General features: G+C 75.6%; 14 protein-coding genes, 1 pseudogene and 1 riboswitch. Of the genes and pseudogenes, 11 read left to right on the top strand and 4 right to left on the bottom strand.

The annotated features are described in order from the left end of the window. Positions 1–161 precede the first annotated feature (161 nt). Positions 162–590, top strand: a complete 429-nt coding sequence (locus ACI797_RS02160; protein WP_456856879.1) for a hypothetical protein — start codon at positions 162–164, stop codon at positions 588–590. Between the two features lie 6 nt (positions 591–596). Here ACI797_RS02160 and ACI797_RS02155 read toward each other — a convergent pair whose 3' ends face one another. From ACI797_RS02155 to ACI797_RS02140, 4 genes are all read right to left on the bottom strand, one after another. Beyond that, positions 597–911, bottom strand: a complete 315-nt coding sequence (locus ACI797_RS02155) for a DMT family transporter (protein WP_456856874.1) — start codon at positions 909–911, stop codon at positions 597–599. Between the two features lie 11 nt (positions 912–922). Further along, positions 923–988: riboswitch (guanidine-III (ykkC-III) riboswitch) on the bottom strand. 24 nt (positions 989–1012) lie between these two features. Then, positions 1013–1882 (bottom strand): nucleoside hydrolase, encoded by an 870-nt coding sequence (locus ACI797_RS02150; RefSeq protein WP_456856869.1) that lies wholly within the window; start codon positions 1880–1882, stop codon positions 1013–1015. 2 nt (positions 1883–1884) lie between these two features. Continuing rightward, positions 1885–3057 carry a 4-hydroxybenzoate 3-monooxygenase gene (locus ACI797_RS02145; RefSeq protein ID WP_456856864.1) on the bottom strand — a complete coding sequence of 391 codons (1173 nt, stop codon included), beginning with the start codon at positions 3055–3057 and terminating at the stop codon, positions 1885–1887. A gap of 50 nt (positions 3058–3107) precedes the next feature. Further along, entirely contained in the window at positions 3108–3884 is a 777-nt protein-coding gene (locus tag ACI797_RS02140) for an IclR family transcriptional regulator (protein WP_456856859.1), read from the bottom strand. Positions 3885–3956: 72 nt separating this feature from the next. Here ACI797_RS02140 and pcaH point away from each other — a divergent pair, with 72 nt between their 5' ends. The 10 genes and pseudogenes from pcaH to ACI797_RS02090 all read left to right on the top strand — a co-directional run bounded on the left by pcaH (position 3957) and on the right by ACI797_RS02090 (position 12131). After that, positions 3957–4703: a protocatechuate 3,4-dioxygenase subunit beta gene (pcaH, locus tag ACI797_RS02135; protein ID WP_456856854.1), complete on the top strand. Its 747-nt coding sequence runs from the start codon at positions 3957–3959 to the stop codon at positions 4701–4703. Then, positions 4700–5353 carry a protocatechuate 3,4-dioxygenase subunit alpha gene (pcaG, locus tag ACI797_RS02130; protein ID WP_456856852.1) on the top strand — a complete coding sequence of 218 codons (654 nt, stop codon included), beginning with the start codon at positions 4700–4702 and terminating at the stop codon, positions 5351–5353. The genes pcaH and pcaG overlap by 4 nt, the downstream gene beginning before the upstream one ends. A 22-nt stretch (positions 5354–5375) precedes the next feature. Continuing rightward, positions 5376–6701, top strand: a complete 1326-nt coding sequence (gene pcaB / locus ACI797_RS02125; protein ID WP_456856851.1) for a 3-carboxy-cis,cis-muconate cycloisomerase — start codon at positions 5376–5378, stop codon at positions 6699–6701. Next, a complete protein-coding gene (gene pcaD / locus ACI797_RS02120) occupies positions 6698–7471 on the top strand; it encodes a 3-oxoadipate enol-lactonase (RefSeq protein ID WP_456542259.1) in 774 nt (257 codons plus the stop codon). Before pcaB ends, pcaD begins: the two co-directional genes overlap by 4 nt. After that, entirely contained in the window at positions 7468–7854 is a 387-nt protein-coding gene (gene pcaC, locus ACI797_RS02115; RefSeq protein WP_456542260.1) for a 4-carboxymuconolactone decarboxylase, read from the top strand. The genes pcaD and pcaC overlap by 4 nt, the downstream gene beginning before the upstream one ends. Continuing rightward, positions 7851–9056, top strand: a complete 1206-nt coding sequence (locus ACI797_RS02110) for an MFS transporter (protein ID WP_456856847.1) — start codon at positions 7851–7853, stop codon at positions 9054–9056. Before pcaC ends, ACI797_RS02110 begins: the two co-directional genes overlap by 4 nt. Positions 9057–9105: 49 nt before the next feature. Further along, positions 9106–10161, top strand: a complete 1056-nt coding sequence (locus tag ACI797_RS02105) for a Rieske 2Fe-2S domain-containing protein (protein ID WP_456856844.1) — start codon at positions 9106–9108, stop codon at positions 10159–10161. Continuing rightward, the gene (locus tag ACI797_RS02100) at positions 10158–10394 is read left to right on the top strand and encodes a hypothetical protein (RefSeq protein ID WP_456856840.1); all 237 of its coding nucleotides are present in this window, start codon (positions 10158–10160) and stop codon (positions 10392–10394) included. The genes ACI797_RS02105 and ACI797_RS02100 overlap by 4 nt, the downstream gene beginning before the upstream one ends. 70 nt (positions 10395–10464) lie before the next feature. After that, positions 10465–11367 (top strand): annotated as a pseudogene (locus tag ACI797_RS02095) (PDR/VanB family oxidoreductase); the annotation flags it as partial. Beyond that, complete coding sequence (locus ACI797_RS02090) at positions 11340–12131, top strand: IclR family transcriptional regulator (protein ID WP_456856836.1); 792 nt, start codon at positions 11340–11342, stop codon at positions 12129–12131. The pseudogene ACI797_RS02095 and the gene ACI797_RS02090, both read left to right, overlap by 28 nt.

The following is a 12131-nucleotide window of genomic DNA, read 5'->3' as shown; positions in this document are numbered from 1 at the left end:
GCGAGCAGAATCGACGGGCGAGCAGGGGCTCCCGAAGGAGGTGGCGGGCTGTGGTTCCCCAGCCGCGTCCGACGAGGTCGCGAGCCACCCACCGCACCGTCGCCGCAGCCTGCCTGACGACGGCGACGCTGCTGACGACGCTAGGAGTGAGCGGGCCCGCCATGGCCGCGCCCCCGTCGCGGGAGGTCTTCACCGATCAGAACATGGCCACCCTGCCGGACGTCGACTGCGGGTCCTTCACCTTGCACGAGGACATGGTGTCGGAGCGCATCACCCGCACGACCTTCGTGGACGACGCCGGTGTCGCGACACGCATCCTCTTCACGATCAGCTTCGTCGGGGTGCTGACCCGGTCGGACACCGGGGAGACCTTCGTCGACCGGGTGGCCGGGACGGACACGGTGGACCCCGTGACGGGAGAGTTCACGAGCACCGGTCGCAAGATCAACCTCCACCGACCCGGCGAGGGCACCCTGGCGTTGACGGCCGGCCGCACGGTGCGAGATGCCAGCGGTGCCGTGGTCTTCCAAGCAGGGCCAGCCGATGTGGACGTCTTCGAACTCACGGGGTTGTGCGAGGCGCTGGCGTGACGGTTCCTATGCCGTCACCTTGAGGCCGATCACGCAGCCGACGATGCCCAGCAGCAGGAACACCCGGAGGACCGACACCGGCTCCAGGCCGGCCCACATGGCGTAGGCCGCGGTCAGGCCCGCGCCGATGCCGACCCACACCGCGTAGGCGGTGCCCAGCGGCAGCCCCCGCATGGCCCAGGCCAGGCCGACCATGCTGGCGACGACGGCCACGGCGAAGACCACGGTGGGCCCGGGCCGGCTGAAGCCCTCCGACCGGTGCAGGGCGGTGGCCCAGACGGCCTCGAGGACCCCGGAGACGACGAGGACGACCCAGTGCACGGCGCACGCTCCCGCCGCCGTCTTGTCGCGTGCCGGGTACGGCGGTGCTCGTCCGGGGGCACGTCGGCGTGCCCTGCCCCCACTGTGGCACAGGTGGGCGGTCAGCCGCCCCGACGGTGCTCGTGGGCGCGCAGCTTGGCGAGCATGTCGCCGAACAGCAGCCGGGTGTCGACGTCCGTGTAGACCCGGCGGGCGGCGCCGACCGGCTCCGCCCGGGTCTCGGTCCAGCTGCTCGACTCGTCGCTCAGCGCGGTGACCAGCAGCGGCGGGCTGTCGCCGAGCGGCCAGACGCCGCCGAGCCGGATCCAGCCGGGGAGCGGGAGCTCCAGGAAGCGGGTCCACAGCCACCGGCCGACCGCGCCGCTGCCGGCCAGGTCGTGCTCGACCTCGGCGACCGAGAAGGCGCAGCGGCGGTAGGTCTCCAGCGGGAACTGCCGGATGGGCAGGGCCGACCGGCCGAAGACCAGGTCGGCCGCGGGCTGGTCGGTGTCCCGGTTGTACTCGGCCGCGTCGGCCGCCCGCGCCCCGCCCACCCAGACCAGGGTGAAGCGGGAGGCGATGTCGGGTGCCTCGGCCAGGGCGGCCGCGACGTTGGTCAGCGGGCCGGCGCACACCAGGAACAGCGGCAGGTCGTCGTCCCGCCGCGCCTCGGCGACGATGGCCGCGGACGCCGCCGACGCCCCCGACGTCGTCGCGCCGTCGAACGCCGACTCGGCGCCGGCGTGCACCGGCGGCCGCACGGGGCCGCCGACCAGGTCGACCAGCTCGCGGGCCAGCGCCGCCCCCCGCTCCGCCGTCGTCCCCGGCTCGCCGAACACCGGGTTGAGGAAGGAGCTGGTGACCGCGACGACCCGGTTGGTCGGCGACAGCAGGTGGTGGGCCAGCGCGACGAGGCCGTCGGGGTCCCCGGCCCAGTCGTTGTCGACGACCACCCGGCACTGCTCCGCGAGGGGCAGCCCTCCGGCGGCCACCCTCAGTTCTCGATCGGCAGACCGGTGTAGTTCTCCGCGAGCTCGCGCGCGGCCGCCTCCGACGAGCAGACCCGCTGCAGCTGGGACAGCTGCAGCTCGGCGTCGAAGTCGTCGCCGGAGCGGTGCAGCATCGAGGTCATGAACCAGGAGAAGTGCTGGCAGCGCCAGACCCGCTCCAGCGCCTTGTCCGAGTAGGAGTCGACCAGGTCGGTCTGCTTCTCCTGCAGCAGCCGCACCAGCGCCGTCGCCAGGCGGGTGACGTCGGCGACCGCCAGGTTCAGCCCCTTGGCGCCGGTCGGCGGCACGATGTGCGCGGCGTCGCCGGCGAGGAACAGCCGGCCGTGGCGCATCGGGGCGCTGACGAACGAGCGCATCGGCAGGATCGACTTGTCGGTGACCGGGCCGCGGTTGACCGACCAGCCCTCGTGCGCGAAGCGGGTGTCGAGGGCGTCCCAGATCCGCTCGTCGGACCAGTCCTCGATCCTCTCCGCGGGGTCGACCTGCAGGTAGAGCCGCGAGACCTTCGGCGAGCGCATCGAGTACAGCGCGAAGCCGTCGGGGTGCCAGGCGTAGATGAGCTCGTCGGTGGCCGGAGCGGCGTCGGCCAGGATGCCCAGCCAGGCGTAGGGGTAGGTGCGCTCCCAGACCTTCTGCGCGGTGCCCTCGCCGACCACCTGCCGCGAGACGCCGTGGAAGCCGTCGGTGCCGGCGATCACGTCGCACTCGAGCACCTGCGGGGTGCCGTCGGCGTCGGTGAAGCGGATGCGCGGGCTGTCGCCGTCGACGTCCTCCGGCTGCACGTCGGAGACGTCGAAGAGCAGCGGCGGGCCGCCGTCGAGCTGGGCCTTGACGAGGTCCTTGACCACCTCGGTCTGGCCGTAGACCCAGACGGTCCGGCCGCACAGCTCCTTGAAGTCGAGCTGGTGGCGGGTGCCGGGGTACTGCAGGTGGATGCCGCGGTGCTCGAGGCCCTCGCGCTGCAGCCGGTCGCCGACGCCGGCGGCGACGAGCGTGTCGACCGAGTGCTGTTCGAGGATGCCGGCGCGGATGCGGGCCTCCACGTACTCGCGCGAGCGGTTCTCCAGGACGACGGAGTCGATGCCCTGGAGGGTCAGCAGTCGCGACAGCAGCAGGCCGGCCGGGCCGGCACCGATGATCCCCACCTGAGTGCGCACGAGGGGAGTGTGACGGCCGCTACGCCACGGCGGCGAGCGCCGCCTTCCGCTCAGCGGAAGGCGCCTGCTCGGGCCAGCTCGCGCCCGATGCCGCGTGCGGCCACCTCGAGCACGGGGACGAGGCGGACGACGTCGCGCCGGTGGGAGGGGACGACGATGCCGAGGGCCCCGGCGACGACCGTGCCGGGGGAGCGCTCCACGGTGACCGGGACGGCGACGGAGGCGGTGCCCAGCGACATCTCCTCGGCGGTGCGGGCGAACCCGCGGCGGCGGATCTCGGTGAGCTCCCGGCGCAGCCGGCCGGGGTCGACGACGGTGTGCCGGGTCTCGCGGCTGAGCGTGCGCAGCACCTCGTCGACGACGTCGTCCGGGGCCGCGGCGAGCAGCACCTTGCCCACGCCGGTGGCGTGCAGCGGCAGCCGGCTGCCCACCTGGCTGACCACCGGCACGGACTCGCGCCCGGAGATCCGCTCGACGTACAGCGCCCGCGTGCCCTCGCGGACGGCGAGGTGCACCGTGTCGCGGGTGGCGGTGTGCACGTCCAGCAGGAACGGGGCGGCCACCTGGCGCAGCTCGAGCTGCACGGGTGCGAGCAGGCCGAGGTCCCACAGCTTGCGCCCGATCTCGTAGCGGCCGTCGCCGCGCCGCGTGAGCGCTCCCCAGGCGGTGAGCTCGGCCAGCAGCCGGTGCGCGGTGGTCAGCGGCGTGCCGGAGCGCTCGGCGATCTCCGACAGCGACAGCCGGGGGGCCGCGCTGTCGAAGGCGTCGAGGACGGCGAGGGCGCGGCTGGTCACCGACCGCCCGGGCGCCGCGCTGCGTCCCGCCATCGCCGTCCGTCCCTTCCACTCGCCGGAAGCCTCCGCTTGGGGAGGGTACGGCCGGGCCGTACCTTTCCGGCTATGACCGGCACCACATCGCAGAGCGGGCTGATCGTGCCGCGCTACCTGCGCGAACCCGACGCGACGCGCACCCCCGTCGGCTTCCCGGACTACCGGAGCACCGCGCTGCGCGCCCCGCTGCGGACGCCGGTCGACCTGCCGCAGAGGCTGACCGAGGTCACCGGCCCGGTGCTGGGCGAGGACCGCGTGCTGCCGGCCGACGCCGACCTGACCTGGCGCAACGGCGGCGAGGCGCTCGGCCAGCGGATCCTGGTGCACGGCCGCGTGCTCGACAGCGGCGGCCGCCCGGTGCCCGGCGCGCTGGTCGAGGTGTGGCAGGCCAACGCGTCCGGTCGCTACCGGCACGTCGTCGACAACTGGCCCGCCCCGCTCGACCCGCACTTCGACGGCCTCGGCCGCGTGGTCACCGACAGCCTGGGCCGCTACGAGTTCATGACGATCAAGCCCGGCGCCTACCCGTGGGGCAACCACCACAACGCCTGGCGGCCGGCGCACATCCACTTCAGCCTGTTCGGGCGGGCCTTCACCCAGCGGCTGGTCACCCAGATGTACTTCCCGGACGACCCGCTGTTCGGCCAGGACCCGATCTTCAACGCCATCCCGGCCGCCGCCCGGCACCGCGCGATCAGCCGGTTCTCGCTCGAGCGCACCCAGGACAACTGGGCGCTGGCCTTCGAGTGGGACATCGTGCTGCGCGGCACCGAGCAGACGCCGTTCGAGACCGACGACGACGGAGATGTCGCGTGACGACCGTGAACCCGCTGGAGGTCCCGCCGGACCCGGCCGAGCCCTTCCAGCCCCGCTCGGGGCAGCGCGGCAGCGGCTTCCTCACCGGGCCGCTGCGGCTGGGGACGACGCCGAGCGCGACCGTCGGGCCGTACCTGGCGATCGGCCTGACCTGGCCCGACGGGGTCTTCGCCGCCGCCGAGGGCATCCCGGGCGGCTTCTGGATCCGCGGCCGGGTGTTCGACGGCGCCGGCGACGTGGTGCCCGACGCGATGGTGGAGACGTGGCAGGCCGACCCCGACGGCCGCTTCGCCTCCCCGGAGGACCCGCGCGGCGCCTCGGCGTACCCGGGCTTCCGCGGCTACGCCCGCGCGCAGACGATCTCCGGCGGGTTCGAGGTGTTCACGCTCAAGCCGGGCCGGGTGCCCGACGGCGAGGGCGGGCTGCAGGCGCCGCACGTCGACGTCTCGGTCTTCGCCCGCGGCCTGCTCGACCGCGTGGTCACCCGGATCTACTTCGCCGACGAGGCCGAGGCCAACGCCGAGGACGTCGTCCTGCGCGGGCTGTCCGAGCAGCAGCGGCGGACGCTGGTCGCCGAGCCGACCGGCGACGGCTACCGCTTCGACGTCCACCTGCAGGGGGACGACGAGACCGTCTTCTTCGCCGTCTGAGCCGCTCCGGTAGAACCGACCCGTGAGTGGTCTCTGGAGCGGCACGTTCGCCCGCGGGGGAGCGGCCGCGGCCGTCTCCGACGAGGCGTGGCTGCGCGCGCTGCTCGAGGTCGAGGCCGCCCTCGCCCGGGCCGCCGCGCGCACCGGCCTGGTGCCGACGACGGCCGCCGACGCGGTGACCGCGGCCTGCGCCGACCCGTCGCGGCTCGACCTGGCCGCCGTGGTCGCCCGGGCGGCCGACGCCGGCAACCCGGTGCCGCCCCTGGTGAAGGTCCTGCAGGCGGCCGTGGGCGAGCGCGACGCGGTCGCCGTGCACGTCGGCGCCACCAGCCAGGACGTCGTCGACACGGCGCTGGTGCTGCTGGCCCGCGCGGCGATCGCGGCGATCGACGCCGACCTGGCCGCGGCCGCGCGCTCCGCCGCGGGCCTCGCCCGCGACCACGCCGACGACCCGGTCATGGGCCGCACCCTGATGCAGCAGGCGCTGCCGACGACGTTCGGGCTCAAGGCGGCCGGCTGGCTGGCCGGCCTCGACGGCGCGCGCGAGCGCCTGGCCGAGGTGGTCGCGTCGCTGCCGGTGCAGTACGGCGGAGCGGTCGGCACCCTGGCGGCCAGCAAGGGGTCCGGCACCGACGTGCGGGCCCGGCTGGCCGAGGAGCTCGGCCTGGTCGCGACCGCGGCCCCCTGGTTCACGGTGCGGCTGCCGGTCGCCGACCTGGCCGGCGCGCTGGGCGCGGCCGCCGGCGTGGTGGCCACGGTCGCCGTCGACGTCGTCCTGCTCGCGCAGACCGAGGTGGCCGAGGCCGCCGAGGTGGCCGAGGGGCGCGGCGGGTCGTCGGCGATGCCGCACAAGGCCAACCCGGTCGCCGCGATCTCGGCGCGGGCCTGCGCCCGCCGCGCGCCCGGCCTGGTCGCGACGCTGCTCGCGGCGATGGAGCAGGAGCACGAGCGGGCCGCCGGTGCCTGGCACAGCGAGTGGCCCGCGCTCACCGACCTGCTGACGACGGTCGGCTCGGCCGCCTCCTGGCTGGCCGAGAGCCTCGCCGTCCTCCGCGTCGACGCCGACCGCATGGCGGCGACCGTCGCGGCCGCCGCCGAGCCGGCGCTGGCGCAGCGGGCCACCGACGCGCTGGCCGAGACCCTGGGGCGGGCCGCCGCGCACGAGGCCGTGGCAGACGCCGCCCGCCGCGCGCGGGAGACCGGCCTGCCGCTGGCCGCCGTCCTGGCCGAGCGGACCGACCTGGACCGCGGCCTGCTGGAGGCGTCGGGGCCCGACCTCGGCGAGGCCGCAGCGCAGGTCGAGGCCGTGCTGGCCGAGCACGCCGCACTGACGGAGGGGACCGCATGACAGCCGTCGAGGTCGAGCACACCGCCGACGGGCCGGCCGACGCGCCGGTCGTCGTCCTGGCCAACTCCCTGGGCGCCACCCGCGCCATGTGGGAGCCGCAGGTGCCGGCGCTGGCCGAGCGGTTCCGCGTGCTCACCTACGACATGCGCGGCCACGGCACCTCGCCCGCGCCGGCCGGGCCGTACACCCTCGACGACCTGGTCGACGACCTCGTCGGCCTGCTCGACCGGGTCGGCGCCGAGCGCGCGCACGTCGCCGGGGTGTCGATCGGCGGCATGGTCGCGATGCGGCTGGCCGCCCGCGAACCGCAGCGGGTCGACCGGCTCGCCGTCCTGTTCAGCTCGGCGAAGACCGAGCCGCAGGGTTTCCTCGACCGGGCGGCGGCCGTGCGCGCCGGCGGCACCGCGCCCATCGCGCCGACCGTGGTCAGCCGCTGGCTGACGCCGGGGTACGCCGCCGAGCACCCCGACCTGGTCACCCGGCTGCAGGCGCAGATCGCCCAGGCCGACGACGAGGGCTACGCGGCGTGCGCCGAGGTGGTCGCCCGCGTGGACCTGCGCGAGGACCTGCCGCGGATCACCGCGCCCACGCTGGTGGTCTCGGCCGCCGAGGACCAGGCGCTGCCGCCGGAGCACCAGCGGGCGATCGCCGCGGGCATCCCGGGCGCCGAGCTGCTCACCGTGAGCCCGGGCGCCCACCTGGCCAACCTGGAGCGGACGCTGGAGGTCACCGGCGCCCTGCTCGCCCACTTCGACGGAGGCGCCCGGTGACGAGCGACGACGACCGGCGCGCGGCCGGCATGCGCACCCGCCGGGAGGTGCTGGGCGACGCCTGGGTGGACCGGGCGGTCGCCGGCACCACCCCGTTCACCGCGGACTTCCAGGACTTCATCACCCGCACCGCCTGGGGTGACCTGTGGCAGCGGCCCGGCCTGGCCCGGCGCGACCGCAGCCTGCTCACGCTCGCCATCACCATCGCGCTGCGGCACTGGGACGAGTTCGCGCTGCACGTGCGCGCGGCGAAGAACAACGGGCTGACCGACGAGGAGATCGCCGAGGTCATCCAGCACGCCGCGATCTACGCGGGGGTGCCCGCGGCCAACCACGCCTTCAAGGTCGCGAAGACCGTCCTCGAAGAGCTGCGGGAGGCATGAGCCGGCCGGCCGGCACCGGGCTGCTCCTGGCGGCCGTGCTGCTGACCGGCCTGAACCTCCGTGGCGCGATCGCCGCGGTCTCGCCGGTGCTGCCCGAGGTCCGGGCCGACCTGAGGCTCTCCCCGACGGTGGCCGGGCTGCTCACCACGCTGCCCGTGCTGTGCTTCGCCGCGCTGGCGCCGGCCGCCGCGGGGCTGGGGCGCCGGTCGGGCGCCGAGCGGGCGGTCCTGGCCTCGCTCGTCGTCCTCGCCGCGGCCACCGCGCTGCGCGTGCTGGACGGCGCCGCGGTCCTGCTCGCCGGCACGGTCGTCATCGGCGCCGCCATGACCGTCGGCAACGTGCTGCTGCCGGTCGTGGTCAAGCGCGACTTCGGCTCCCGCGCCGGCACGGTGACCGGCCTGTACACCACCACCCTGGCCGGCGGCGCCGCCGTCACCGCGGCCGCCACCGCGCCGCTGGCCGCGCTGTGGGGCTGGCGGGTGGCGCTGGCCTGCTGGGCGGTGCTCGCGCTGCTGGCCGCCGCGGTCTGGGCGCGGGCCACCCGCGCGGTCGCGGACCGCGGGCCGGCGCCCGAGGCGCGGGGGAGCGGACCGCGGGTGTGGCGGTCCCCGCTGGCCTGGGCGGTCAGCGGGTTGCTCGCCGTCCAGTCGGCGCTGTACTACGCGGTGACGGCGTGGCTGCCGACCCTGCTGCTCGACGAGGTCGGCAGCATCGACGCCGGGGCCGCCGCCGCGACCACGTTCCAGCTGGTCGGCATCCCGGGCACGCTCGTCGTCCCGCTGGTGGTCCGCCGGTGGGCGGGGCAGCGGGTCCTCGGCGTCGCGGTGGCCGCCGCCTGGGCCGCGCTGGTGGTGGGGCTGCTGGTGGCGCCGGCGGCCTGGCCGGTCTGGGCGGTGGTCGGCGGGCTCGCCCAGGGGGCCGGCGTCGCCCTGGCGTACACGCTGATCGTGCTGCGCAGCGCCGACGAGGACCAGGCGCGCCGGCTCTCCGGCATGGCGCAGGTCGTGGGCTTCACCGGGGGTGCGGCCGGGCCGCTCGCCGTCGCCGTCCTCTACGCCGCCACCGACGGGTGGCCCGCGCCGCTGGCGCTGCTGCTCCTGCTGACCGCCGCCTACGGGGGCACCGCCGTGGTCGCCGGGCGGCGGCGGACGCTCGCAGATCGCCTTCCGCCACGTGGAAGTGGCCTACGCGCGCCCCGGTGACGGCGGTCACCCTCGTCGGGACACCGCCGTCCCGGGAGGAGATCCGCGCATGACCTCGATCGTCCGCGACCAGTGGTACGTGGCCGCCTACGGCCGCGAGGTGGGGCGCGAGCTGTTCAGCCGCACGATCTGCGGCGAGTCGATCCTCTTCTGGCGCACCGAGGCCGGCGAGGTCACGGCGATGAGCGACCGGTGCGTGCACCGCCGGTTCCCGCTGTCGCAGGCGCCCAGCCACCTCGTCGGCGACACCGTCGTCTGCGGGTACCACGGCTTCACCTACGGCGCCGACGGCGTCTGCGTCGCCGTCCCGGGGCAGACCCGCGTCCCCCGCACGGCGCGGCTGCGGCGCTACCCCGTCGTGGAGCAGGACTCCTTCGTGTGGGTGTTCATCGGCGACCCCGACCGGGCGGACTCGGTGCGCATCCCGCGGGCGCCCTGGCTGGACCAGCAGGGCTGGACCGTCGTGTCCGGCATGGAGCCGCTCGCCGCCCGCGCCAGCCTGCTGGTCGACAACCTCATGGACCTCTCGCACGAGACCTACCTGCACGGCGGCTACATCGGGACGCCGGAGGTGGCCGAGACACCGATCACCACCGAGGTCGACGAGGAGGCCGGCGTCGTCCGGGTCTCGCGGCGCATGGCCGACGCCGCCTGCCCGCCGTTCTACGCGACGAGCACGGGCATCGAGGGCCGGATCACCCGCTGGCAGGACATCGAGTTCACGCCGCCCTGCCTGTACACGCTGCACTCGCGGATCGCGCCGGTCGGTGTGCTGCCGAACGCCGACGGCACCGACCCCGACGCGTTCCACGTCGAGGTCGTCTACGCGATCACGCCGGAGACCGAGTCCTCCACGCACGACTTCTGGGCGGTCGCCCGCGACTTCGCCCTCGACGACCAGGGGGTGTCCGACTTCCTGGCGGAGAGCAACCGCACCGTCGTCCTGCAGGACGTCGAGGCGCTCGACGTGCTGGAGCGGGTGATCGCCGGCGAGCCCGACGGCTACCAGGAGCTGTCGATCAACATCGACACCGGCGGGCTGGCCGCGCGCCGGATGATCGCCGCACTGGCGGCGGGGCCGGCGGCGGTGGAGGCGGCCCGGTGAGCGTGCTCCGGGTGGAGTGGCTGCCGGGCTCCGACCGGCTGCACGGCACCTGCCACTGCGGCGCGGCGGCCGAGGGGGAGGACCCGGTCGCGATGTGGGAGTGGCTGCAGGCTCATCCGAACCACCCCGAGGGAGGGGCCGCGGCCCGGGTGCCGTCACCATGGCCGACGCCCCCTGCCCACGTCGTCACCGACCCGGCGCGCGTCCTCGACCGCGCGCCCGTGCTCGTCTGAGGAGCCGATGGTCATCGAGACAGCCGCCGAGGTGGACCTGCGGCTGCGGGTCGACCGCCGCACCACCGGCGCAGAAGGCGTCGTCGTCCTCGACCTGCGCGACCCGTCCGGTGCCGACCTGCCGCCGTGGTCGCCGGGCGCGCACGTCGACGTGCTGCTGCCGGGCGGGCTGGTGCGCCAGTACTCGCTGTGCGGGGACCCGGCCGACCGCTCGGTGTGGCGGATCGCCGTGCTGCGCGAGCAGGACGGCCGGGGCGGCTCGGCGCACGTGCACGACCGGGTGCTCGAGGGCGACCCGGTGGCGGTGCGCGGGCCGCGCAACCACTTCGAGCTGGTGCCGGCCGAGCGCTACCTGTTCGTCGCCGGCGGCATCGGGATCACGCCGATCCTGCCGATGATCACCGCCGCCGAGCGGGCCGGCGCGGTGTGGGAGCTGCACTACGGCGGCCGGAGCCGCCGGTCGATGGCGTTCCTCGAGGCGCTGGAGGAGGCCACCGGCAACACCGTCGTCCTGCACCCGCAGGACGAGGTGGGGCTGATCGACCTCGACCGCGTCCTCGGCGAGCCCCGGCCCGGCACGCTCGTCTACTGCTGCGGGCCCGAGCCGTTGCTGCTCGCCGTCGAGCAGCGGTGCGCCGGCTGGCCGTCCGGGTCGCTGCACGTCGAGCGGTTCGCGCCCAAGGACGTCGGCGAGCCGGTGCTCACCGGCGCGTTCGAGGTCGAGCTGGCGACGTCGGGGAGGACGCTGACCGTGCCGCCGGACCGCTCGGTGCTCGAGGTGGTGGAGGACGCCGGCGTCTTCGTCCTGTCCTCCTGCCAGGAGGGCACCTGCGGCACCTGCGAGACGGCGGTGCTCGCCGGCCAGGTCGACCACCGCGACTCGCTGCTGACGCCGGAGGAGCAGGCGGCGAACGACACGATGTTCATCTGCGTCTCCCGCGCGGCGTGCCCGAAGCTGGTGCTCGACCTCTGAGCGGCCGACGCACCGCCACCACGAAGCTGCTCGACGTCCTCGGGGCGTTCGGGCGGGAGCGGCCGGCGCTGTCGCTGTCCGAGCTGGCCCGCCTGACCGGTGTCCCGCTGTCGACGGCGCACCGGCTGGTGGCGGAGCTGTGCGGCTGGGGCGCGCTGGAGCGCGGGGACGACGGCCGGTACCGGGTGGGCCTGCGGATCTGGGAGCTCGGCGCGCTGGCCCCGCGCGGGCTCGGCCTGCGCGAGGCGGCGCTGCCGTTCATGGAGGACCTGTACGAGGTGACCCACGAGAACGTGCAGCTGGCGGTCCGCGACGACGTCGAGGTGGTCTACGTGGAGCGGTTCGCCGCCCGCGACGCCGTCGCCGTCTACACGCGGGTCGGCGGCCGGTTCGCGCTGCCGCCGACCGGGGTCGGGCTGGTGCTGCTGGCGCACGCACCGGTCGAGGTGCAGGAGCGGGTGCTGGCCGGCCCGCTGCAGCGGTACACCGCGCACACGATCACCGACCCGGGGCGGCTGCGCCGGGTGCTGGCCGAGGTGCGGCGCACCGGGGTGGCGGTCAGCGACCGCCAGGTGACCGACGACGCCGTCTCGGTGGCCGCCCCGGTGGAGCAGCGGGGCGTCGTGGTGGCGGCCCTGTCGATCGTGGTGCGCGGCAGCTCACCGGCCGCCGTCCGCGCCTTCACGCCCGGTGTACGGGCGGCGGCCCGGGGCATCTCGCGGGTGCTGACCGGAAGAGACTCGACCGCGGAGCAGCGGTCGTGA

It is taken from the genome of Geodermatophilus sp. SYSU D00691 (assembly GCF_054050275.1).
This window is presented reverse-complemented; position numbering and strand designations above follow the sequence as displayed.

What these genes read in the sequence shown, in the direction of transcription:
- pcaD (WP_456542259.1), top strand. Translation starts at nt 6,698, where the DNA reads ATGACAGCCGTCGAGGTCGAGCACACCGCCGACGGGCCGGCCGACGCG.
- ACI797_RS02140 (WP_456856859.1), bottom strand. Translation starts at nt 3,884, where the DNA reads ATGGCGGGACGCAGCGCGGCGCCCGGGCGGTCGGTGACCAGCCGCGCC.
- ACI797_RS02110 (WP_456856847.1), top strand. Translation starts at nt 7,851, where the DNA reads ATGAGCCGGCCGGCCGGCACCGGGCTGCTCCTGGCGGCCGTGCTGCTG.
- ACI797_RS02105 (WP_456856844.1), top strand. Translation starts at nt 9,106, where the DNA reads ATGACCTCGATCGTCCGCGACCAGTGGTACGTGGCCGCCTACGGCCGC.
- pcaH (WP_456856854.1), top strand. Translation starts at nt 3,957, where the DNA reads ATGACCGGCACCACATCGCAGAGCGGGCTGATCGTGCCGCGCTACCTG.
- ACI797_RS02160 (WP_456856879.1), top strand. Translation starts at nt 162, where the DNA reads ATGGCCGCGCCCCCGTCGCGGGAGGTCTTCACCGATCAGAACATGGCC.